This is a genomic window from Stenotrophomonas sp. 05N37 (assembly GCF_056397365.1).
On sequence record NZ_JBFTNG010000011.1, the window covers coordinates 1 to 22,837 of the forward strand.

Genomic DNA, 22,837 nt, shown 5'->3' on the forward strand with positions numbered 1-22,837 from the left:
GGGCCCCCAGACCCTTTCCGGCGACGCCCCCGGCCGCTGCGCGGCCTCCTCCTTTATTTCGCCTCCAAGGGCATGGGGGCCCAGCGCCCGACCCACCGACGGAAGTCAGAAAAGCCTGGCGTCCATCTGCGTGCCGCAAGGCGAGCCCCTTAGGGGCCGGTAGGCTCCTGGGCAAGATAAAGGAGGAGGCCGCCAGGCCGGGGGACACTACGCCAGGGGCTACCGGCCGCTAAGGGGCCCTCACCCTCGCGACAGACCCGAGCGAAGACGCAACCCGATCCAAGACGGCGGCCGAACTGACCGACCGCACGCGTAGAGCCGTGCTCAATCACGCCGTTGCAACAAGACGCGCCCTGCATTGGGAGGGGGACCAAAAAAAAACCCCGCCAAGGCGGGGTTTTTTGTCAGCTTCCTGCGAGCACCTGCCCACCCGTCGGTGAGTACGCCCGGGCTCAGTTGCTCCAGTTCGGCATCGGCATCGCATCGACCGGGATCGGTGCGGTGTCGTCGGCATCCTTGCCGCGCGCATGCTTGCCGCGCAGGTCGTTCTCGATCTGGTAGTTGCGGCGCTGCAGCCAGGCATCGCGGGTGAGCGCGTACTCGTCCACCGCGCTGTCGCGGATGTCGTCCAGCGCCATCAGCTGCGAGCGCATGTCCACCAGCTGCAGGCCCTGCAGGCCGATGCGCAGCCGGTCCTGCTCGATCGTACGGATCGGCGACAGCGGGATGTCGCCGGCCAGGCCGAACACGTCGCGCACGGTACGCGGGCCGAAGAACGGCAGTTCCACGTAACGCGAGCCGCGCCAGCCCCAGGCACCCAGGGTCTGGCCGAAGTCCTCACTGCGACGCGGCACCATCGCCTTGCTGGCCGGGTCGAACAGGCCGCCCACGCCCAGCGTGGAGTTCATCAGGAACCGGCCCAGGCTGTCCCAGGCATCGCCAGGTCGACCCTGCAGCAGCTGGTTGGTGATGGTCACCGGCGCACGCAGGTTGCTGAAGAAGTTGGTCACCCCGGTACGCGCGAAGCGCGGCACCACGTGGGTGTAGGCAGTGGCCAGCGGGCGGGCGACGGCACGGTCGACCACGTTGTTGAAGCTGTGCACCTTGCGGTTGAACGGTTCCCACGGATCGTAGGCCGGACGGCCGGGTTCGCTGCCGGTGGCACCGGGCGCGGGGCCACCGTACAACGCGGCGAAGTCGTCTTCGGCATCGGTCGGCGCCGACTCGCCAGCGGCCTGCGCCACCGGCGCGGCAGTGCCGTCGGTGGCCACGGCCGCGGCGGGTGCCGCCGCGCCGTCATCGACCGGGGGCACGGTGGCGGCGGGCGCGTCCTCGACCGGGGTCGAGGCGTCCACCGCAACGCTGGCCGGGGCGGCTTCACGCGCGGGTTTGCCGGCGCAGGCGGTGAGCGCCAGGGCCAGCACGAGGAAGGGGAGGGTGCGTATGACGTTCATGTCAGCTCGCCGCAGTAGAGGCATTGAAATCCAGGGAGGGCGCCAACCGGTAGGCCGCGCCGAGTTCGTTGAAGCCGGCGGGGGCGCCGTTGAAACGGGGGTCGCTGCCCTGCGCACGCAGCCGCGCGGCCAGCTCGGCCAGCAGCGCCAGGCCGGCACTGTCCACCCGCGGTACCGCGGTCAGGTCCAGCACCTGCACGCCGCTGCTGGCCTGCAGCGCCGGCCACAGCGCGGTCACCGCCGCGCGGTCGAGCACCCCGCTGAAGACCAGCGCGGTGTCCTGCCGGCTGACGCTGGCCGGGTTACTTGCCACTCGGGGCGGCCTGCATGCTGCCGTTGCGCAGCTCGGCGGCCACCTGCTGGATCGACTTCTGGCGCAGCGGGGCGTCGAACTGGGTCTTGAAGGTCTGCACGTAGGAGATGCCTTCGATGGCGACATCGAAGATCTTCCACTGGCCGTTGACGTTGCGCATCAGGTAATCGACCGGGGTTGCTTCGCTGCCGGCGCGCACCAGTTCGGTGGACACCTTGACGCCGCGGTTGCCCGGCAGCGGGGCTTCGGACTTCAGGCGGAAGCTGGGCTTGCCCTGGATGTCCAGCAGCGCCGAACCGTAGCGCTGCATCAGGTTGTCGGCCATGGCGTCGGCGAACAGCTTCACATCGGCGTCGGAAGCTCCGCGGCCGTGCACGCCCAGCACCAGGCGGGCGGCGTAGTCGCGGTCGAAGGTCTTGGTCAGCTCACCGTTGATGAAGCTGCGCAGCGCGGCCGGATTGCTGCGGAACTCGCCGCGACGCTGCTGCAGCGTGGACAGGATGCGGGTGCTGGCATCCAGCACGACCGTGCCGGCCTGGCCCTGCGAGGCGCTGGCGGCGGCCGGTGCGGCCTGGGCGAAGCTGAGCGAAGGGACGCTGGCGAGCAGGGCCGAGGCCAGCAGGACCGGGATCAGTTTGGTTTTCATTAGTGGGCTTCCGTAGCCGGTGCTTCCGCACCGGGAGCATCCTGGGGAGCGGCGCCGCCGGCGTTGGCCGGGCCACTGAACATGTACTTGCCGACCAGCTGCAGCAGATCCACCGCCGGCTGGGTGAACACGATCTCGTCGCCGGACTTGAGCACGTCCGGATCACCGCCGGGCTGTAGTCCGATATAGCTCTCGCCGAGCAAACCGCTGGTGAATATGCCCGCGGAGGTGTCGGCTGGCAGGTCCTTGAACTTGGCGTCCAGCGTCAGGGTGACGATGGAGTCGAACTTGGTCGGGTCCAGCTCGATGCTGGAGACCTGGCCGACCACCACGCCGCCGATCTTGACCGGGGCCTGCTTGCGCAGCTGCCCGATCTGGGTGAAGCGCGCCTTCAGCTCATAGCCGTCGCCGCCCAGGCCCCACCGTTGGTTGGTGGAAGCCATGGCCAGCACCAGCAGCGAGGCCAGCGCCAGCAGCAGGAAGGCGCCGACGGAAAATTCGAGTCTGGGACCGCGGATGGCCATGGGGTTATCTCACTGTTCTTTGTCAGGTGCCCGGACAGGTGCCCGGGCGGGGAGTCGTTGCGAACCGATGGCGTGTACCGGCCTGCGCCAGGCGGTTACCGGAACATCATGGCCGACAGCACGAAGTTGAACATCAGCACCAGCAGCGAGGCGTTGACCACCGCGCGGGTGGTTGCCACGGAGGTGCCCTCGATGGTGGGTTCGGCGTGGAAACCCACGTACGACGCCACCAGTGCCGCGGTACCACCGAAAATGGCCGACTTCAGCATCGCCACGCCGAAATCGTCCCAGAAATCCACGCTGTTGCTCAGCGCCGACCAGAACACGCCGTTGTCCAGCCCCAGCACGTGCACGGCTTCGAAGTAACTGGCGCTGATCGCCAGCGAGCAGAAGATGCCGGTCAGCAGTGGCACGGTCAGCACCGCCGCCCAGAAGCGCGGCGCGACGACCTTGGCGACCGGGTCGATGGCCATCAGCTCCAGTGCCTTGATCTGGTCGGTGGCGCGCATCAGGCCCAGTTCGGCGGCGATCGAGCTGCCGGCCCGGCCGATGAACAGCAGCGCGGTCAGCACCGGGGCCAGCTCGCGGTACAGCGACAGGCCGAGCAGGGTGGACAGCGCGTCGGCTGCACCGAAGGTGGTCAGCGTGCGGTAGCCCTGCAGGGTCAATACCAGGCCGACGAACGCGCCGCCCACGGCGATGATCGGCAGCGAGCGCGCGCCCACCTTGTAGATCTCGCGGGTGAGCTCGGCCAGGAAGTCGGCGGTGGGCAGCGAGCCGCGCAGCACCGTCAACGAGAACAGGCCGGCGCGGCCCAGCGAGCGGGTGGCGTCAACGAACGGCATCAGGCAACCCTCGCGCGCGGCGCGGCATCGAACGGAATCGGGCCATCCGGCTGGCCATGCAGGAACTGCCGCAGCAGCGGGTCCTGGCTGGATTCCAGCGCGGCCGGGCTGCCCTGGAAGACCACCCCGCCATTGGCGATCGCAATCACCTGGTCGCAGATCGGCAGGGTCTCGTGCACGTGGTGGCTGACGATGATGCTGGTCAGGCCCAGGCTGTGGTTGAGACGCTGGATCAGGCTCATGATCACCCCCGAGGCGATCGGGTCCAGCCCGGTCAGCGGCTCGTCGTAGATCATCAGCGGCGGGTCCAGGGCCAGCGCGCGGGCCAGCGCCACGCGCCGCGCCATGCCGCCGGACAGCTCGCGCGGCCAGGCATCGGCGGCGGCCAGCAGGCCCACCGCGTGCAGCTTCATCTGTACCAGCCGGCGCAGCACCGGCGCCGGCAGGCGGGTATGGGTGCGCAGCGGCAGCGCGACATTCTCGGCCACGGTCAGGTCGGTGAGCAGGCCATTGCCCTGCAGCAGCACGCCCACGCTCTTGCGCATCTCCAGCAGCGCGCTGCTGCCGGTGGGGATCGGCTTGCCGAACAGGGTGACCTGGCCGGCGACCGGGCGCAGTTCGCCGGTGAGCGCGGCCAGCAGCGTGGATTTGCCGCTGCCCGACGGGCCCAGCACGGCGGTGATGCTGCCGCGCGGCACCTGCAGCGAAACGTCGCGCAGGATGCTGCGACCGCCGCGATCGATGCGCACGTTGGTCAACTGCACCAGAGGTTCTTCGGAAGCCGTCATGGACGCCATTAACAAAATTCCAACGTTGTAAGATCGTGGTGAACGGCTGAACATAACCGAACTGGACCGTGCAGTATTGTCGCACGTCGCCAACCGCCGGCCTGCGACGCCGCTCGCAACACACCGTGTCGAGCGCCGACATGCCTGCCCTGCGCAGCCACCCCCGGTGCCTGGCCGCCCTCGTGATCGACCGCCCGCTGCGGCACACTGGCGCGATGACCGATGCTGCATCCGACTTCCGCCTGTACCACTCCAACTCCCTCGACGTGCTGGCCGCCCTGCTGGCCAGCGCCGTGCGCACGCCCGTGCCGGGCCAGTCGATCCTGGTCCCGGAGGTGGTGCTGATCCCGCAGGTGGCGATGCGGCGCTGGCTGCAGTCCAGCCTGGCGGTCGAGTATGGCATTGCGGCCAACCTGGACTTCCTCACCCCCGGCGAGTTCGTCGCGCGGGCGCTCAATGCAAACGTGCCCGGCGAACATGACGACCTCACCGCCGCCGCCCTGCGCTGGAAGCTGTATGCGGCACTGACCGACCCGGACCTGCTGGCGCAGGCGCCGATGCGCGCGCTGCAGGCCTACCTGTCCGTGGCCGATCCGCTCAAGCCGTGGGCGTTGGCGGGCGAGCTGGCGGCGGTCTTCGAGAAGTACCAGGCCTGGCGCCGCGACTGGCTGCTGCGCTGGGAGGCCGGCGCCGACGCGCACGACCCACAGGCGATCCTGTGGCGGCACATCGCCAGCGGCCACCAGTACCGGGCACGCCGCATCGATGCCTACCTGTCGCGTTTCGACGGTGCCGGCCAGCCGCTGCCACAGGGCCTGCCGGCACGGGTATTCGCCTTCGCCACGCTCAACATCTCCCCGGACGTGCTGCGGGTGATGGCCACCCAGGCGCGGGTGGGCACGCTGCACTTCTACCTGCCCACGCCCACCCAGGCCTACTGGGGCGACCTGCAGACCCTGGGCGAAAAGCTGCGCAGCGGTGCGCCGGACCCGTTCGGCGAGGCGGCGGGCGAGAACCGCCTGCTGCAGGCCTGGGGCGCGGCCGGCCGCGACTTCATGGCGGTGCTGGGCAGCTACGAAGTGGTGCACCCCTCCGGCGAGATCGCCGCCTACGACGATCCCGAAGACGATGTGCGCCCGGACATGGCCCACGGCGGGCTCGCCGACAGCCTGTTGCACCGCCTGCAGCGCGATCTGTTCCACCGCCGCGGGCAACCGGCCGGCGCGCGCCGCGACAGCCTGCGGCGCGACGATCCCAGCCTGCAGGTGCATGCCTGCCACACCCGCCTGCGCGAACTGCAGGTGCTGCACGACCAGCTGCGCGGCCTGCTCCAGGACCCGCGCTTCGATCCACCGCTGCAGGCGCGCGAGATCGCGGTGCTGGCCCCGGACATCGACCCGTACGTGCCGTACCTGGAAGCGGTGTTCGGCGGCCGCAGCGGTGGCGATGAACACATTCCCTATGCGCTGGCCGACACCAGCCCGCTGGCCGGCGAGCCGCTGGCCGACGTGTTCGTGCACCTGCTCGGCCTGCCGGTGTCGCGCTTCGGCTTGAACGAAGTGCTCGACCTGCTGGCCAGCGCGCCACTGGCCGATGCGGCCGGGCTGGACGCAGCGGCCTTCGACCGCCTGCACGACTGGCTGCAGGCCGCCGGCGCGCGCTGGGGGCTGGATGCCCAGCACCGCCAGCAGCACCAGGCGCCGCGCGATGACGCGTTCACCTGGCAGTTCGCGCTGGACCGCCTGCTGCTCGGCCATGCCAGCGGCGGCGAGGGTGACATCGCCGGGGTGGCGCCGTGGCCGGAACTGGAGGGCAGCGCGCTGGAGGCGCTGGATCGCCTGCTCGCGCTGCTGCGGGTGCTGGCCCGCTACCAGCAGGCGCTGGGCAAGGCATTGCCGCCGGCGCAGTGGCGCACCCGCCTGCTGGGCATGCTGGATGCGCTGTTGCCCGAACCACCGCAGGCGGCCAACAGCCAGCGCGCGCTGGAGCGCCTGCGCAAGTTGATCAACGAATTCGCGCGCGACGCGGCGCAGGCCGGTTTCGCCGGCGACGTGGCGCCGGAGGTGGTGCGCGCGCATTTCGCCGGGGTACTGGCCGAAGCCGACACCCGCGCGCCGCTGCTCACCGGCGGCATCAGCTTCGGGCGCATGGTGCCGATGCGACTGCTGCCGTTCCGGGTGATCTGCGTGCTGGGCCTGAACGATGGCGACTTCCCGCGCCGCGATCCGGCCGCCGGGCTCAACCAGCTCACCGCCGAACTGGGCACCGACAAGCGCCGGCATGGCGACCGTTCGCTGCGCGAGGATGATCGTTTCCTGTTCCTGCAGCTGTTCGCGTCGGCGCAGGACGTGTTCTACCTGAGCTATCTCGGCGCCGATCCACGCGACGGCAGCGTGCGTGAGCCGTCGGTGCTGGTCAGCGAATTGATCGATGCGGCGGCGGCCTATCACCAGGTGCCGGCCGATGCGGCCCGGCAACTGACCGTGCGGCATTCGCTGCAGCCGTTCGCCCCGGCGGCCTTTGGCGGCGGCGACGAACCACGGCGCTTCAGCTACCGCCAGCAATGGCACCCGGCCGCCGGCTCGCTGGGCGGGCAACGACGCGCGCTGGCGGCGTGGTTCGATGCGCCGCTGCCGGTCCCGGAGACGCTGCTGGACGAGGCCGAACTGAGCCTGGATGCGCTGCGCCGCTTCCTCACCGACCCGGCCAGCCAGTTTCTTTCGCAGCGTCTCGGCCTGCGCCTGCCCGAGGATCTTGGCGATGCCGATGACGTGGAGCCGCTGGTGATGGCCACGCGCGGCAGCGACACCCTGTTGCTGCAGCAGGCGGTGATCCAGGCCACCCTCGAGGACGACGCCGCGCCGCTGTATCCGCGCTTGCGCGCCCGCGCCCTGCTGCCGTCCGGTGCCCTGGGCGAGCGCCAGTTCGAGGTACTGCAGGCACAGACCCGCCCGTATGCGCAGGCGCTGGCGCAGTGGCAGGCCGGCACCCGCGCCGACAGCCGCCGCTACGAGGTGGAGATCGACGGGGTGCGCCTGCATGGCCGGGTCGAGGGCGTGCATCCACAGGGGCTGGTGCGGTTGCGCCCCGGCCCGCTCAATGCCCGCGCGGCGATCCGCCACGGGCTGGACTGGCTGCTGGCCAACGCGGCCGGGGATGCGCTGCCGCTGGTGCAGTTCCACGATGCTGGCGACAACGGCCTGGGCCCACACGAACGCGCGCCGCTGGGCAGTGCGCAGGCCCGGCAGGTACTGCGCCGGCTGCTGCAGCTGCGCCACGAAGGGCTGTGTGCCCCGTTGCTGTATGCGCCGTCCACCGGCTGGGCGCTGTATACCGCCGTGGAGGCCAAGCGCGACGCGGAGGGGCGCGCGAAGTGGTACGGCAGCGACCGCAGCTGGGGCGAATCCAGCGGCGCTGCCTACCAGTTGGCGCTGCGCGGGCGCGATCCGTTCGCCACCGCGGACACCTATCAACAGCTCCTGCACAACAGCCTGGTGGTGTTCACCGCGGTGTGCGAAGGCCGCGTCTTCACCGGCCTGGAACCACAAGGCCTCGCACGATGAACACACCCGACCTGCTGGATGACCCCTACCTGGCGCTGCCGCTGGACGGCGTGCGCCTGATCGAGGCCAGCGCCGGCACCGGCAAGACCTTCACCCTGGCCACGCTGTTCACCCGCCTGGTGGTGGAAAAGGGGATGCGCATCGGCCAGATCCTGGCGGTGACCTTCACCGACGCGGCCACCCAGGAACTGCGCAAGCGCATCCGCGAGCGGTTGGCGCTGGCCGCGCAGCTGGTTGAACGCGCACCCGGCGAGGACGACAGCCCGGAGGTGGCGCTGACCCGGTTGATCCTGCAACGGCAGCTCGGGTTGGGCGAGGAACGCCCGGCCGCGCTGGCACGCCGCCTGCAGACCGCCGCCGATGAAATCGACCTGGCCTCGATCTTCACCATCCACGGCTTCTGCACCCGCGTGCTGCGCGAGCACGCGCTGGAGAGCGGGCATACGTTCGATCCGCCGACCCTGCTGCCCAGCGAACGCGCGCTGCACGATGAACTGGCCGCCGACCTGTGGCGCGTGCATGCCAACGATGCGGCCACCGTGGATGCGCTGACCCGGTTGTGGTCCTCGCCGGAGGCGCTGGCCGCCGATATGGGCACGCTCATCAAGCCACTGCCGCTGTTGCCGGCGATACCCGCCGGGCTCGAGCACGACCCACGCCCGGCACACGCCCAGGCCGCGCACCAGCTCGCCGCGGCCTACCGCGACCATGGCGAGGCCTTCATGGGCGAGCTCTGCGCGGCGGTGGAGAACAAGGTGCTCAACGGCAACAGCTACAAGCTGGCCTGGCTGGAGCCCTTGGCGGTGCAGCTGCATCGCTGGGCCGGTGCCGCGGACCCGGACACGCCGCTGGAGGCCGACGTGGAGCGGCTGCGCCGGCTGGGCGTGGAGGAACTGGCCGCGCGCACCAACAAGGCGCACGCCGGCAAGGCGCCGCAGTCGCCGCTGCAGCACGCGCTGGCGGTGTACGTGGCGGCCGCCGATACGCTGGCGCAGTGGCAACGCGGGCAGGCCATCGCGTTCCTGCACGCGCTGCGCGACGAGGCCCGGACGCGGCTGGACGAACTGAAGCGGATCGGCCGCGTGCAGACCTATGACGACCTGATCGATGGCGTTGCCGATGCGCTGGAGGGACCGCACCGCGCGGTGCTGGTGCAGCAGCTGCGCGCGCAGTACGCGATCGCGCTGGTGGATGAGTTCCAGGACACCGACGATCGCCAGTGGGGCATCTTCCAGCGCGTGTTCGGCGATTCGCCGGAAACCCGCGCGGCCGGCCTGGCCCCGGCGCTGTTCCTGATCGGGGACCCCAAGCAGGCCATCTACGGTTTCCGCGGTGGCGACATCCACACCTATCTCAAGGCCAAGCACCAGGCCGATGCGGCGCCCCCGCTGGACCGCAACTTCCGCTCGCGCCCGGCGGTGCTGCAGGCCATCCAGGCGCTGTACGCGAACGCCGGCGCCGATGCCTTCCTCGAGGCGGACATCGGTTTCGAGCCGGTGCAGCCGGGCAGCACGCGCGTGGACGCCGATTTCCTGCGCGATGGGGTGCCCGCGCCCGGCTTGACCGTGCGCGTGCTGCACAACCCCGACGGCGGCGCACTCAAGGCCGATCCGTCCCGCGCCCAGGCCGGCGATGCCTGCGTGGCCGCCATCCACCAGCTGCTCAGCGAAGCCCGCCAGGGCCGTGCGCTGTTGCGCGGGCAACCGGTGCAGCCGGGCGACATCGCCGTGCTGGTGCGCTCGCACCGCGAGGCCACGCGCATCCAGCAGGCGCTCAGCGCGGTGGGTATTCCGGCCGTGGCCGCCGGCAAGCAGAGCCTGTATGCCACCGCAGAGGCGCACGACCTGCGCCTGCTGCTGCTGGCCCTGCTGCAGCCGGCCGATGAAGGCCGCCTGCGCGCAGCGCTGTCCACGGTGCTGCTGGGCGAGGATGCGGCGGCCATCGATGCGATGGAGCGCGAAGGCGATGCGCAGCGCAGTTTCCAGATCCGCCTGCTGCTGTGGCGCGAGCGCTGGCAGCGCGGCGGGCCGTTCGCGGTGATCGCCGACCTGTGTGCCGAGCATGCCGAGCGCCTGCTGGGCCTGCTCGATGGCGAGCGCCGGCTGACCAACTACCTGCAGCTGGGGGAACTGCTGCAACAGGCCGCCGCGCAGACGCTGGGCATGCACGGCCTGCTGGACTGGCTGCAGGTGCAGATGGCGCACGCCGACCAGGACGACGAGCAGCAGCTGCTGCGGCTGGAGTCGGATGCACGCCGCGTGCAGATCATCACCCTGCACAAGAGCAAGGGCCTGGAATATCCGCTGGTGTTCCTGCCGTTCGTGGGCATCGGCGGCCAGGGGCCCAACACCGACGCCCATTGCACGGTGTATGCCCACGGCCGCCGCGAGCTGCACTGGAAGCTGGACAAGGACCCGGCCTGGGACGAGGCCAGCACGCGCAACACGCAGGAGCAGCAGGCCGAAGACGCGCGCCTGCTCTACGTGGGCCTGACCCGCGCCGAGCACGCGCTGTGGATCGCCGCGGGCGACCTGGCCGGGCTGGCGAAGACCCGTTTGGCGCCCATGCTGGCCGACCTGGAGGCGCTGCGTGCGCACCCGGCAGTCGCCGTGGTCGAGACGCCGCTGGAGCCGCGCCCGCCGCAACTGGCGGTCGAGCGCGACGGTGAGCTGCCGCCGGTCCGCGCGCTCACCCGGCGCATCCCGCACGACTGGTGGGTGTACAGCTTCACCCAGCTGGCGCATGCCGACGCCGGCCACGATACCGACGCGGCGGCCACCGAAGTCCCCGCGCCGGCGGCCGACGAACCGGCCGGGGTGGACCTCAGCCTGGAGGCGGATCCGGCGGTGCCGGTGAGTGAAGAGGAGATCGACCCGCGCTTCATGGGCAGCCGCTTCGGCAACGTGCTGCACGATGCGCTGGAGAACACCGATTTCGCGTGCTGGGCACGCTGGCAGCCGGGACAACCGGCGCCGGAGGAGCAGGCGCAGGTGCTGCGCACCTCGCTGGCCGAGGAGGGCTACCCGGATGAGGACCTGGAGGATGGCGTGGCCGTGCTCACCGCCCTGGTCGGGCAGACCCTGACCGTGCCATTGCCCGAAGGCGGCGCGCTGCACGCGCTGCCGCCGACCGCGCGCCGGGCCGAGATCGAATTCCACTTTGCGATGCAGCCCACCGCAGTGCCGCAGCTGCTGGAGCTGCTGCACGCCTACGGCCTGGTCGGCGACCGCCGCGGCTTTGGTACGCGGCGCAGGCTGGAAGGCCTGATGACCGGCAAGATCGACCTCACCTACTGCAGCGGCGAGCGCTGGTACGTGCTCGACTACAAATCCAACCGCCTGCCGGGCTACGACCCGGCGCGGCTGGAGAGCGCCATGCGGCACAGCGAGTACGACCTGCAGGCGCTCATCTATACCGTTGCGCTGCACCGCTGGCTGCGCTTCCGGCTGGGGGCCGGCTACGACTACGCGCGCGACATGGGCGGCATCCGCTACCTGTTCTGCCGTGGCCTGGATGCAACGCGGCAGGACAGCCCCGGGCTGTACAGCCAGCGCTTCGATCCCGCCCTGGTCGACGCCATGGATGCGCTGTTCGCCGGCGGCGAACACGCCCAGGCCCGCATGGCTGCACGCGCACGGGGGGAGGCATGAGCCTGCTTGCCGCGCTGAAACAGCGCAACGCCCTGCGCACCCTCGACCACGCGCTGGCGCTGAGCCTGCGCCGGCTGCGGCCGGACACGCCCGATGCGGTGCTGGCCGCCGCCGCACTGGCCTCGCTGGCGGTGTCCCAGGGCCATGCCGGGCTGGACCCGTGCCAGCCGCAACGCCTGGTCGAAGGCGACGCCGACTGGCCCGCACCGGCGGACTGGCTGGCGCAGCTGCGTGCGTCACCGTGGGTGGACGTGCCCGACAGCCGCACCGCGCCGGCTGCCGATGCACCGCTGGTGCTGGAGAACGGCCTGCTCTACCTGCGCCGTTACCGCGAATACGAGCGCCGCCTGGCCGAAGGCCTGCAGCGCATCGCCAGCCAGCCACTGCCCGCGGCCGACCCGGATGCATTGGCGGCATTGTTCGCGCAGCTGTTCCCGCAAGCCCGCGAAGGCATCGACCACCAGGCCCGTGCCGCTGCCGTGGCGCTGCGTCACCCACTGGTGCTGGTCACCGGCGGCCCCGGCACCGGCAAGACCACCACCATCGCGCGGCTGCTGGTGCTGCTGGCCGCGCAGGCGGCACAGGCCGATACGCCGTTGCCCCGGGTGGCGCTGGCCGCCCCCACCGGCCGCGCCGCCGAGCGCATGGCCGAAAGCCTGCGCCTGGCCGTGCAACGGCTGCGCCTGCTCGGCATTGCGCCGGCCCTGTGCGACGCCATGCCCACCACCGGAACCACCCTGCACCGGCTGCTGGGAGTGATTCCCGATGCGCCGCGCTTCCGCCATCACGGCGACAACCCGCTGCCGTTCGAGGTGGTGGTGGTGGACGAAGCGTCGATGATCGACCTGCCGCTGATGACCAAACTGGTCGAGGCGATCGCCTCGGGCACCCGGCTGGTGTTGCTGGGCGACCCGGACCAGCTGCCGTCGGTGGAGGCTGGCGACGTGCTCAGCGCGGTCCTGCGCGCCAGCGGCGACGGCCTGGGCACCCGCGCCGATGACGCGCAGGCACTGCGCACGCTGTTGGCCCCCGCCAGCCTGCAGCCCGTGGCCGCGGCGACCCGGTTCGACGGCCGGCGCGTGCAGTTGCAGCGCGGCTACCGGCAGACCGATGCGCTGGACCTGGCACCGCTGGCGCATGCGGTGCGCCACGGCGACGCCGATACCGCGCTGGCGTTGCTGCGGGGTGGCACGCTGGCAGGCGTGCACTTCCACGAGGACCAGAGCGACCCGCTGCAGCAGCACCGCGCGCCGCTGCTCGCGCACTGGCGCGGGTTGGGCGAGGCCGCCGACCCGGGCCAGGCCCTGGCCAACGCAGGGCGCATCCGCCTGCTCACCGCCGTGCGCGAAGGGCCGCAGGGCGCACGCGGACTCAACGCGCGCATCGAAGCGCTGCTGGCCGGCGTGCCGCGCCCGGGCATGGCGCCGGGCTATTTCCACGGCCGGCTGTTGCTGGTCACCGAAAACAGCTACCGCCACCGCCTGTTCAACGGGGATATCGGCATCTGCCTGGCCGACCGCCACGGCGCGGTGACGGCCTGGTTCCCCGGCGATACGCCGGACCAGCCGCGGGGCTTCCATCCCGGTGCGCTGCCCGCGCATGAAAGCGCGTTCGCGATGACCGTGCACAAGGCCCAGGGCTCGGAATTCGACACGGTCTGGTTGCAGTTGCCGCGCCGCGACAACCGGGTGCTGTCGCGCGAGCTGGTGTACACCGGCATGACCCGGGCCCGCCAGTCGCTGCATGTACTGGGCAGCGCCGAGGTGATCGGCGCGGCCCTGAAGCGGCACGCCAGCCGGTTGTCCGGGCTGGCGGCGCGATTGGGCGAGGACACCGGCGAGGCCGGCGAGGCCGCGCCTGACGCTGCCCCGGCGGCGCCGACGCCGGCCCAGGGCCAGCTGTTCTAGCCCCGCATCCGGTTTACTCCGGGATCACCACGGTGCCATCGGGGAACACGATGGCGCCGTCACCGCTGACATCGAAGAAGCCCAACTGGTGGGTATGGGCCAGCACCTGCACTAGGCCATGCGCGTTCTCGGCCACTTCATCGGCGAAGGAGGCGTAGATCACGTGCTGGCCGACGCTGTAGTCGGTCACTTCCGGGCGGTCGTCCTCGTCATCGGCCAGCGGCCCGTCCATCGGCGGGAAGTGCTCGACGAGCGCGGCGAAGAACGCCTGCAACGCCGGCACCGACACCGCCGGATCGTCGTACTCGTGGGTTTCGTTCCATTCGGTCTGCGCGTCGTACCACTGCAGGAACGCCTCCGCATCGCGCGGGGCCACGGCGGGGTCGAACACCATCAGGTCATAGCTCATAGGGATCTGGTCGAACATCACGCAGGAAAGAGGACATCAGCATAGCCCTGATCCGGTGGCGATGAGCGCAGGCAGCGCGCCGTGGCCCAGTCAGCCATGTGATCGACAGCAAATCCGTAGTGAGTAGGGCGCCTCACATTGTGAGTGCGGGCGGTCACACATCATCGCCGGTCGCTGCAGTTTCACACGCATGCGTCGATCCAGTATCGCCACTTGCACGCCGGTGCGAAAGCGCCCTGCAACGCTGTGACAAGCATCTGCAACGCAGCGCCAAGTCCACCGGCAACGCTCCGGTTACACCGGTAGTGGAGGAACTGCGGTGTCGTACTCGACGCGCTTTGCAGGGGAAATCCAGTGCGATCACGCCTGACCGGTTCGTGCCTGGGGACGCCTGCGGCTGGCTTCGTCGATGCACCGACTCGGCTTATCAGCAGAAGGAAGGGGGCAGGGCTATGGACGTTTTCGAGCGAGGTTTGGAGGTTTTCGTCAGTCCGCCTGGCGCGGGCAGTGGCGATGTCGACGATGGTGATGGACAGAGCCTGGCGTGGAGCCTGGCATTGCTGTCGCACATGTGCCAGTGCACGTGCCAGCCCGGTGCCACGGCGGCCGACGGCGACCTGGCCTGGGAGGCGCTGCTGGCACGCACGCGGATCCGCCCGCACGGTACCGCCGCCACGCGGCTGGTGGAGCGGGCGCGGGAGTGGATAGAACAGCATGCCGATGACGAGGAGGTTTCCGTCGATCGGCTGGCCGCAGCGCTGAACATGTCGCGCACCAGCCTGCATCGCAAGCTGGTGGCAAGCATCGGCCACCCGCCCGGCGAGTTGATCCGGCTGGTGCGCCTGCGCCTGGCGCGGCGCCTGCTGCGCGAGGGCGAGGGCAATGTGTCGGACGTGGCCTACGCGGTGGGCTTCGTCAGCCTGTCCGGCTTCAGCCGCGCGTATCGGCACCACTACGGCGAGCCGCCGTCGAGCATGCGCGGTGCGTGCTGCGCACCGCCGCCGCGCCGCTCGCCTGCAACGCGCGGCTAAGCGGTCGCAACGCATCGCCGCACGCGCGCACGGCGCGGCGGGTATCACTAACCCCGTGGAAGCAACACCACCGACATCGACCCGTATCGATGGCAGGTCCCACGACCAGGAGCGAAGGCGAGATGAGCGGAACCATGTCATTCCACACGTTGATCGAAGCATTGGCCGGGGCGGTCATCGAAGCCCAGGACAGCATCGAGATGCACCAGATTTCCCACCTGCGCGATTTCTTCGACGAAGACAACCGGCCCAGGAGCGTCACCATCCGCATGCCCTCCCTGCACCCGCAGGCCGAGGAAGGCGATGAGGACCTCTACCGCGCGCCGCTGTTGCCGCTGGTGTCCACCAACAACCTGCGCATCCGGGAGGTGGAGATCAGCTTCAACGCGGACCTGGCGGAACTGGGCCCCGAGGATCTGGATGTGCCTGCGCCGGGCGCTCCGGATGCCTGGGAGACGCCGCGGCCGGCGGCGCGACACGTAGGACTGGATACCGGCCGCGGCAAGGGCGTGGGCAACGTACACGTGCAGTTGCGCGTGGAGGGAACCGAGCCGACCGATGGCGCGGCGCGGTTGATGAACCACCTGGCGCAGAGCCAGGGGGTGTTCAAGACCATCAAAGCCACCTGATCCACCACCACGGCGGCGTCCACGCGCTACGGCCGTCGCTGCCTGCCAACCACTAGGAGTGCATCACCATGCCTGACGAACTCGTCAATATCTCCAGCCAGTTCAAGGGTCTGCCCATGGCCGACCTGATCGGCGGCCCGCTCACCGCAGCGTGCGATTCGCAGATCAAACTGGCCCAGGCCACCGCCAGCTTCATCCGCTCGGTCGGCTTCCTGCCGCCGGACCCGGCCAACACCGATCCCAACGCGGTCGGCGGCACCCGCACCGCGCTGTTCCGCTTCAAGCGCCCGGTCGACAACCTCGATCCGGCCACCAAGGAGGCCCAGCCGTTCTCCGAGGAAGAAGTGGAGCTGGAAGTGCCGCTGCTGGCCATCGTCAAGGTGCCCAACCTGAGCATCTACAGCGTGGACATCAACTTCGAGATGGAAGTGAAGTCGTCGTTCTCGGCCAAGGACAGCCAGGACTACTCGGCGGCGATGCAGGCGGAAATGAAGGTGGGCTGGGGCGTGTTCTCGGCCAAGGTGAACATCCAGGGCTCGGTGGCCTCGCACAAGGAGAACACCCGCACGTCGGACAATTCGGCCAAGTACACCGTGGCCGTGCACGCCGAGGACAAGGGCATGCCCGAAGGCCTGGCCCGGGTGATGGACATCCTGCAGACCGCCTCGGCCCCGCGCAAGATCGGCGCCCCGGTACCGGTGGCCTGACATGGGCGTTGCGCCCATCGCGGTGAACGCAATCGTGGAATGACCCGTCGCGTCGCCAAGACGCGGCGGGTCCGGCATGTCCAACGCAGGGAAGACCGCCATGTTCGATCTGAATGATGTCAAGTTCGTCAAACGCATCGTGGTAGGCAGCAACAACCCCACCCAGATGCTCACCGATGCCGACCTGGGCCAGGCCCAGGACCTGCTCAACCGCTGCCTCAGCGATACGCCGAAGGGCGCGATCCTGGGGATCGAACGCAGCTTCACCATCCTGCAGATCGGCGAGCACCAGGTCGTGCTGCAGTGGCTGGCCTACCACGTCGGCTTTCCGCGCCGTCCGGTGTGGTTGGCCGAATGAGCGGCACGGGAGCCTGTCGATGGCCGACCATCCGCTCGATGACCTGATCCATACCCTCGCCCGGGCATTGGCGGACAGCCGCCACCGCTGCGCGCATGCGCACCTGCAGCGCCTGCAGGCCCGCCTCGGCGCGGGCCAGACGCTGGTGGTGCGCAGCCTCGTCGATGGGCAATGGCTGCAGCACGACGTACCGCTGGCCGAGTTGATCGTGCCGCGCGGCATCCTGGCCACCACGCTGGAAGTGCAGCTGGATTGCGAGGTCGAAGAAGTGGCCGGCGCCGATGGCCTGCCGGCGAGGATCGCGCTGCACCCGTGCACCGGAGAGGCCGAACACCGCTTGACCATCTGCCTGCATGGCGGCACCCCGCTGCACGGCGAACTGCTGCTGGACGGCCAGAGCCTGCGCCGTTTCAGCCTCGATCCCCCCTCGACCGCGGAGGCATGACATGGCCCGACCCGACCGCCTGCGCCTGTTGCTGTCCGACGACGACGCCCACCAGGTACGCCAATGGCTGGGCCCGCTGCTGGCCCGCAAGCGCGCCGCGGCCGCCGCGCGTGCCCGTCGTCGCCGCCAGCGGCTGCTGGCCACGTTGTGGCTGATCGCGCTCGGCGTGGCGTTGATGACGCGTTATTTCTGAGCCGGGTGCGGGCAGCTGCCCGCGCCTGGCGTTTCAACCACCAAGGAGTACACGATGAGGACATACGATTGCCGCCGGGCGTTGGGGTGGCTGGTTCTGCTGGCCCCGCTGTTCGCCCATGCACAGGCCCATCCCGACGCCGCAACGGCGGCCACGTGGGTGGGGGTGGATACCGCCGATGGGCGGCCGTCATCGGTGCGCCTGGCCTTGCAGCCGGCCAGCGACACGGCCCAGATCGTGTTCGGCGAGCCGCGCAACTGCCGTCTCGACGCACGCCTGTCCCACCAGGGCGACGGCCAGTTGCAGTACGACCTGGTCGGCGCCAACGGCGGGCGCTGGTGCAACCGGCTGTATCCGGGCCGCGTGCAGCTGCAGGTGGGCGAAGGCCAGGCCACGCTGCAGGTGCGCAGCGACGCGGCAGCCTCGGAGGTGTCGCTGTGGGCCAGTGGCCAGGTCCCCGCCGCGGCCCGCCTGCCGGCAGCGCTGGCAGGGCGCTGGGCCACCCAGGTGCAGGGCGCGGCGAACCTGCCGGTGAACCTGCAACTGACGCTGGCGGGCAGCGAGCCGGGCGACCTGGGCAGCAGCCTGGCCTACGCCAGTCCGCGCAACTGCCGGGTGCCGCTGCGCCTGGAGGGGCGCACCACGGAGGGCGCGTGGTACTCGGTGCGGCCCGGCAACGGCGGTGCCGCCTGCGATCGCCTGGTGGGGCGCTGGATCGTGGTGCAGACCCTCGATGACACCCCCCGCCTGCGCATCGAGCCGGCGATCGGCGAATGCGCGCCAGGCTGCGTCCTGCAGCGCGTGACGCCCTGAGCCCACCTGCAGGCGCACCCGACACGCCGCGGCACCCCATCGGGTGCCGCGGCGTTCTGCCGTTTACCAGTGTGCGTAGGTGCCGCTGCTGTACATGCGCCACTCGGCGCCGCGGCGGTTGACCAGGCCCTTCATCACCTTGCCCTGCGACCGCGTCCACGCCATCCAGGCCGCCTCCAGCGTGGCAAAGGTGGTGCTGGCCTGGGGGTTGTTGACCAGCTTGAGCACCGAGGAGCGGGCGAAGTTGCCCACCCCGATGTTGAAGCTGAGGATCACCAGTGCATCGAACTGGCACTGCGACACCGTCGCGGTCACGCCACGGTTGACGGCCTGCTCGAACGGCGCCAGGTCCTTGCGCAGCAGCGCCTCGGCCTGTTCCAGGGTGATCCCGCGGGCAAGCCCGTCCCACTCGGCGCGGGCGATCAGGTGCCCGTAGCCGACGGTGGCGCCGGCCACCCAGTGGTCGACCGGCTTCCCGGTCTGGTCGTCGTAGGGTTGCAGGCGCTGGCCTTCCACCTGCTTGAGCCATTCGATCCCTTGCGGGCTCAACGTCATGCTGTTCATTGCGGATCCTCGTTGGTCTGGGCGCATCCAGGAGAGGGCGCCACGCCGTGGGCCGGCGTGGGGTCAGCTGCGGTTGGGCAGCTTGAAACCGATATAGGTGCCCGAGCTGAGGCCCATCAGCCCCAGCAGGGTGGGACTGAGCTCGGGCATGCTCAGGTTGTTGTAGACATCGGACAGGAAGATCACGCCCAGGATCAGCGTGAAAGCGAAGATCTGGAAACGATCGAAACGGTAGCCCTGCGCATCCGAGAGCAGGTCATGCAGCAGTCCGCGCGACGCCATCTCCGGCGCAGGGGCCTGCAGCGCGCGCAGCTCGCGGTCGATCTGCATCACCCGTTGCCGCGCGGCCTGCTGGCGCTCGCGCGGGTCGCCGCCCGCGCCCTCGTTGCCGTCCTGCCACATGCCGCGCGTGCCGATCTCGCGCACCCGCTGCTGGCGTTCGTCCAGCAACGCGTGCTGGCGTGGCTCCGGCGCGGGCGCGCCGCCGGCATCGATCACCGCCTCGCTCAGCGCGGTGCCGGCACTGATGCCCAGCAGCGCCAGCAGCGATGGGTGGATCGTGTCGGTGGCATCGGTGATCAGCCAGATGGCGGTGTAGGACAGGTAGATCAGGAAGAACCACACCGCCATCTGGAAGCGGCCCAGGTCATACGGCCCCAGACCGCCTTCGGCCGGCTTGCGGATGATGCTGGTGGTGCGTGCCAGCTGCACGAACACGGCCAGCGTCACCACCACCAGCAGCAGCGCGATGCCGCCGTACACCGGCGAAATCACCGTGAGCATCACCCGCCGTCCGTCGCCGTACACGGTGTCGAACGGCGCGCCATCGACCGGGCCCACGCTGAAGGTGACCGGCCGGCGCAATCCCTCGGGCGCGCCGAGCAGGTCGGTCCACACCGCGCGGCTGTCCTCGTTGACGCGCAGGTGGAACAACAGCCGGCCGCGGGTCACGTCGATCGCTTCGGGTGGATTGCCCGGCAGCGCGCGCCCATCGATGAACGGCACCAGCCGGCGCGGATCGTTGTCGGCGGCCCAGTCGGCCAGCCCCTCCACGCGCACTTCCACGCTGTAGTCCAGCTCCAGGTGACCCTGCAGCTGGGTCACCTGCGGGCCGTTGGCGGCGTGGGCCGGCGCATGCGGCGCACACAGGCCCAGCAGCACCGCACCGAGCATCGCCAGGATGCGCAGCACCGCCAGGCGCAGGAAGCCGCGGTAGCGGCGTTGGTGGTGGTCCGCGACAGCCGCGGACGTTGGATCGACGGGCGAGGCCATGAGCGTGCTCCATGCGGAGGGGACGCACGCCGCGGCGCGCCGTGCAGCACAGGTATAGGGCCAGCCCGGGACGCCGGTTGGTTGGCGTGTTTCAGGGGTTTGCCGGCGCGTTCCAGCGACGCGGCGTCGGTCGGCGGGGCGACGCCGCGTGCCGGCTGCGTGGCGGCGTGGGCGCGGCCACGATCACCATGCTGGCCGCGCTGTACGGGAACACGCCCAGGTCGGAGACATCGTCCGGCCCCGACTCGGGAAACACATGGCGACGACGGCCGGCGATCACCCGTTCCACCGTGATCTGGTCTTCCAGCGCGCCCATGCGCAGCGGTTGGGTGAACACCTCCACGCTCACCCCCATCCGGCCATGGCCCTGCACCGGTTGCGCGAACACCAGGTCGACCGATCGCCCCGGGTCGATCACATGCCAGCCGGAGGCTTCCTGGGCGAAGGCGAAGCGCGCGCTGCGGCCATCGCGGGCTGCCTCCAGGTGGAACGGCTGCAGTCCGATCGGGAGCGCCACCGGTCGCGCCTGCAGCAGCGTGTTCTGCAGCCATGGCGCCTGCAGCCCGTCGTCCAGCGCCAGGTCGACCTGCACGTCGAGCACCGCGAAGCTGAGTTCACCGACGTTGCTGATGGTGACGGTGTGGCGGCTGTCGATGCCGTCCGCCGTGGTGCCCTCCAGGTCGCTGGCGATGCTCAGCGAGGCCAGTGCGCGCTGGTGTTCCCACAGCACCGGGCGCGCCGACAGCCACGCGTCCAGGGCGATCACGAACGAGACCCCGGCGATGGTCAGTGGCAAGGCCTGCTCGGCGACCAGGTGCAACAGCCGCAGCAGGCGCGTGCGCCATACCGAGGCTGGCCGCACCGGGCGCGCGCGGCTGCGCGGGGCGCGGGCGCTCATGCCGGTCGCTCGGACAGCACGTGCGCATCGATGCCCAGGATCATGCGCTGGCCTTCGCCATGCGGGTCCTCGGCATGCAGCGCCGACACCTCGTGCCACAGCGGCGAGCCGGCATCGGACTGGAACAGCCCCTCGCCTTCGCCCAGCGTGTGCTCCAGCAGCAAGGGGCCGGCACTGCCGCGGTAGACGCGGGAGGCACCGCCATGCACGCCACGCCGACGGATCACCAATGCCGACAGGATGTAGTCCGCGCCATCCTGGTGCAGGCCCTCGGGCGCCGGCTCGGCGGCGCCAGGCCCGCGCGCGATCGTCAGCATCTGGTGCAGCACCAGCTGCAGGCGCGTGGCCGCGCAGCGCTGGTGGATGGTTTCGGCGATGCCGGCGACCAGCCGCAGCGTGTCCGGATGGTAGGTCAGCGCCGCAGCGATCGGCGCGAACACCCGGTGCGGGGCACGGGCCGCCGCAGCGGGCTGCACGAAATGCGGGTCGTCCAGCGGCTGCAGCTGCCAGCAGGCGGTGGAGACCCGCCGTGCGTCGTACTTGCGCATCGCCCGCCGGCGGTGCGGCTGGATGCGCTCCAGCGCGGCGCGCAGCACCGAGGGCAGGTGGTCGCGCACGGCGTTCCATACCGCGTCGGGCGCGGCGTCGTCGTCCTCCAGCAGCGCGCGCTGCGCAGGCGCGAGGATGCTGGCGTGCCGCTGCAGCACCTGGCGGCGACGCCGGGCCACGTCGTAGGCATCCCACGGCAACTGCGCGGCGTAGGCGGCCACGCTGTCCAGGAACCCGCGCTGCAGGCCCAGCTGCTCCATGCGGAACAGCTGCGGCAGCATTGCGTGCCGGCGTGGACGCGCCAGCGTGCAGGCCAGGCAATGCACGGCGCGCAGCGCCGGTGCACGGGAGGAGGGAACAGCATCGGCGTCGGCGTGCATGCGCGGTCTCCGCAGGGGAAGGGCACCTCGGTCGCGGATCGGCCGGATGCACCTGCTGTATAGCGATCGCCCCGCGCCGGCAACGCGCGCGCCGTTGCAGCGTTTTGTCAGCCGCTGCCAATGCGCTGCGCGCACCCCGCACACGCAGACGCCACCGTGCACGCGCGCGGTGGCGAGGGGGTCTGCATCAGGGGGGGCCGGGCGACGCGCGCGTACTCAGCACCGCCGGCGCTCAGGGCACCGTGCTGTCGCCACGGTGGGCCAGGTGCAGCCGCGCGTGCAGGGCCTGCACGCGGTCCTGGTCCAGGCCGGTCACGGTATGGCAGGTATCGGCATCGACGCCGAAGCCGAAATAGTTGAGCGCGTTGAGGACGCCGATCGCCTCGTCATGCTCCAGCAGCAGGGAAAAATGCCCGGTGTCTCGCATGATGGCTCCCATGGCCCCCGGCGACGGAGGCAGGCGGTCAGTTCTGGTTATTGTAGTAGGTGATCCCGCCCGTGGGCCGGAATGCCGTGCCGCAGTCGGCGACCGCGTTGTTGAAGATGACGATCGTGCCGCTGGCGGCATGCCAGTACTTGGTGCGAGCGCCACCGGCCAGCGCGACCCCGGCCGTACCGGTCAGGATGGCCTGTACGAAGCCCTCCAGCGCGGCGGCATCGACCAGGGTCGGGCCGGGAAAGGCCAGTCCGGCCTTGATGTTGCCGGTGACGAACTCGGCCTGGTGCCCGGCGAAGGCATGCGCGGCGATCGCGGCGGACGCCTGCTGGGCATCGGCTGCCGTGGCGGTGGTTGCCACCACGCACTGTGCCTGCGCGGGCAGGATCGCTGCCAGGCACAGGATCAGGCCGAACCACAGGGACAGCGCGGGGCGTTGCAGGACGTGCAGTGGACGGTGCAT

Annotated in this window: 23 protein-coding genes; 10 read left to right on the top strand and 13 right to left on the bottom strand. The window is 70.5% G+C overall.

The window, feature by feature from the left end:
• Positions 1-452: 452 nt before the first annotated feature.
• The 6 genes from AC1DGC_RS19355 to AC1DGC_RS19380 form a co-directional block, all read right to left on the bottom strand.
• A complete protein-coding gene (locus tag AC1DGC_RS19355) occupies positions 453-1,454 on the bottom strand; it encodes an MlaA family lipoprotein (RefSeq protein ID WP_259208114.1) in 1,002 nt (333 codons plus the stop codon).
• Between the two features lies 1 nt (position 1,455).
• Complete coding sequence (locus tag AC1DGC_RS19360; RefSeq protein ID WP_259208116.1) at positions 1,456-1,767, bottom strand: STAS domain-containing protein; 312 nt, start codon at positions 1,765-1,767, stop codon at positions 1,456-1,458.
• Positions 1,757-2,413 (bottom strand): MlaC/ttg2D family ABC transporter substrate-binding protein, encoded by a 657-nt coding sequence (locus AC1DGC_RS19365; RefSeq protein WP_478048627.1) that lies wholly within the window; start codon positions 2,411-2,413, stop codon positions 1,757-1,759. Before AC1DGC_RS19365 ends, AC1DGC_RS19360 begins: the two co-directional genes overlap by 11 nt.
• Entirely contained in the window at positions 2,413-2,937 is a 525-nt protein-coding gene (mlaD, locus tag AC1DGC_RS19370) for an outer membrane lipid asymmetry maintenance protein MlaD (protein ID WP_478048628.1), read from the bottom strand. Before mlaD ends, AC1DGC_RS19365 begins: the two co-directional genes overlap by 1 nt.
• 95 nt (positions 2,938-3,032) lie before the next feature.
• A complete protein-coding gene (locus tag AC1DGC_RS19375; protein WP_259208123.1) occupies positions 3,033-3,782 on the bottom strand; it encodes an MlaE family lipid ABC transporter permease subunit in 750 nt (249 codons plus the stop codon).
• On the bottom strand, positions 3,782-4,570 hold the full coding sequence (locus AC1DGC_RS19380) for an ABC transporter ATP-binding protein (RefSeq protein ID WP_259208125.1): 789 nt from the start codon (positions 4,568-4,570) through the stop codon (positions 3,782-3,784). The genes AC1DGC_RS19375 and AC1DGC_RS19380 overlap by 1 nt, the downstream gene beginning before the upstream one ends.
• Positions 4,571-4,785: 215 nt before the next feature.
• On the opposite strand from AC1DGC_RS19380, the gene recC reads away from it, so the two are divergent.
• The 3 genes from recC to recD are packed head-to-tail and all read left to right on the top strand — an operon-like array spanning position 4,786 to position 13,690.
• Positions 4,786-8,133: an exodeoxyribonuclease V subunit gamma gene (gene recC / locus AC1DGC_RS19385; protein WP_478048646.1), complete on the top strand. Its 3,348-nt coding sequence runs from the start codon at positions 4,786-4,788 to the stop codon at positions 8,131-8,133.
• Entirely contained in the window at positions 8,130-11,783 is a 3,654-nt protein-coding gene (gene recB / locus AC1DGC_RS19390) for an exodeoxyribonuclease V subunit beta (protein WP_478048629.1), read from the top strand. Before recC ends, recB begins: the two co-directional genes overlap by 4 nt.
• On the top strand, positions 11,780-13,690 hold the full coding sequence (recD, locus tag AC1DGC_RS19395; RefSeq protein ID WP_478048630.1) for an exodeoxyribonuclease V subunit alpha: 1,911 nt from the start codon (positions 11,780-11,782) through the stop codon (positions 13,688-13,690). The genes recB and recD overlap by 4 nt, the downstream gene beginning before the upstream one ends.
• A gap of 13 nt (positions 13,691-13,703) precedes the next feature.
• Here the strand turns inward: recD and AC1DGC_RS19400 are convergent, their stop codons facing one another.
• Complete coding sequence (locus tag AC1DGC_RS19400) at positions 13,704-14,099, bottom strand: hypothetical protein (protein ID WP_259208133.1); 396 nt, start codon at positions 14,097-14,099, stop codon at positions 13,704-13,706.
• Positions 14,100-14,572: 473 nt separating this feature from the next.
• Here AC1DGC_RS19400 and AC1DGC_RS19405 point away from each other — a divergent pair, with 473 nt between their 5' ends.
• The 7 genes from AC1DGC_RS19405 (at position 14,573) to AC1DGC_RS19435 (ending at position 18,275) form a co-directional block, all read left to right on the top strand.
• On the top strand, positions 14,573-15,130 hold the full coding sequence (locus tag AC1DGC_RS19405) for a helix-turn-helix domain-containing protein (protein WP_478048631.1): 558 nt from the start codon (positions 14,573-14,575) through the stop codon (positions 15,128-15,130).
• Between the two features lie 134 nt (positions 15,131-15,264).
• Positions 15,265-15,759, top strand: coding sequence for a DUF2589 domain-containing protein (locus AC1DGC_RS19410; protein WP_259208135.1), 495 nt, complete (start codon positions 15,265-15,267; stop codon positions 15,757-15,759).
• Positions 15,760-15,827: 68 nt separating this feature from the next.
• Positions 15,828-16,466 (top strand): DUF2589 domain-containing protein, encoded by a 639-nt coding sequence (locus AC1DGC_RS19415; RefSeq protein WP_259208137.1) that lies wholly within the window; start codon positions 15,828-15,830, stop codon positions 16,464-16,466.
• Between the two features lie 100 nt (positions 16,467-16,566).
• On the top strand, positions 16,567-16,824 hold the full coding sequence (locus AC1DGC_RS19420; RefSeq protein WP_259208138.1) for a hypothetical protein: 258 nt from the start codon (positions 16,567-16,569) through the stop codon (positions 16,822-16,824).
• 19 nt (positions 16,825-16,843) lie between these two features.
• Positions 16,844-17,269 (top strand): hypothetical protein, encoded by a 426-nt coding sequence (locus tag AC1DGC_RS19425; RefSeq protein ID WP_259208141.1) that lies wholly within the window; start codon positions 16,844-16,846, stop codon positions 17,267-17,269.
• A 1-nt stretch (position 17,270) separates the two neighbouring features.
• Positions 17,271-17,462: a hypothetical protein gene (locus AC1DGC_RS19430; protein ID WP_259208143.1), complete on the top strand. Its 192-nt coding sequence runs from the start codon at positions 17,271-17,273 to the stop codon at positions 17,460-17,462.
• A gap of 54 nt (positions 17,463-17,516) precedes the next feature.
• Positions 17,517-18,275 carry a hypothetical protein gene (locus tag AC1DGC_RS19435; RefSeq protein WP_394164724.1) on the top strand — a complete coding sequence of 253 codons (759 nt, stop codon included), beginning with the start codon at positions 17,517-17,519 and terminating at the stop codon, positions 18,273-18,275.
• Between the two features lie 63 nt (positions 18,276-18,338).
• On the opposite strand, the gene AC1DGC_RS19440 is transcribed toward AC1DGC_RS19435, so the two are convergent.
• The 6 genes from AC1DGC_RS19440 to AC1DGC_RS19465 all read right to left on the bottom strand — a co-directional run bounded on the left by AC1DGC_RS19440 (position 18,339) and on the right by AC1DGC_RS19465 (position 22,837).
• On the bottom strand, positions 18,339-18,839 hold the full coding sequence (locus AC1DGC_RS19440) for a lysozyme (protein ID WP_259208146.1): 501 nt from the start codon (positions 18,837-18,839) through the stop codon (positions 18,339-18,341).
• Positions 18,840-18,902: 63 nt separating this feature from the next.
• A complete protein-coding gene (locus tag AC1DGC_RS19445) occupies positions 18,903-20,111 on the bottom strand; it encodes a hypothetical protein (RefSeq protein ID WP_394164723.1) in 1,209 nt (402 codons plus the stop codon).
• A 91-nt stretch (positions 20,112-20,202) separates the two neighbouring features.
• The gene (locus tag AC1DGC_RS19450) at positions 20,203-21,009 is read right to left on the bottom strand and encodes a hypothetical protein (protein ID WP_478048632.1); all 807 of its coding nucleotides are present in this window, start codon (positions 21,007-21,009) and stop codon (positions 20,203-20,205) included.
• Positions 21,006-21,938, bottom strand: coding sequence for a 2OG-Fe dioxygenase family protein (locus tag AC1DGC_RS19455; RefSeq protein ID WP_478048633.1), 933 nt, complete (start codon positions 21,936-21,938; stop codon positions 21,006-21,008). Before AC1DGC_RS19455 ends, AC1DGC_RS19450 begins: the two co-directional genes overlap by 4 nt.
• Positions 21,939-22,170: 232 nt before the next feature.
• A complete protein-coding gene (locus AC1DGC_RS19460) occupies positions 22,171-22,365 on the bottom strand; it encodes a hypothetical protein (RefSeq protein ID WP_259208160.1) in 195 nt (64 codons plus the stop codon).
• A gap of 37 nt (positions 22,366-22,402) precedes the next feature.
• Positions 22,403-22,837 carry a hypothetical protein gene (locus AC1DGC_RS19465; RefSeq protein ID WP_259208162.1) on the bottom strand — a complete coding sequence of 145 codons (435 nt, stop codon included), beginning with the start codon at positions 22,835-22,837 and terminating at the stop codon, positions 22,403-22,405.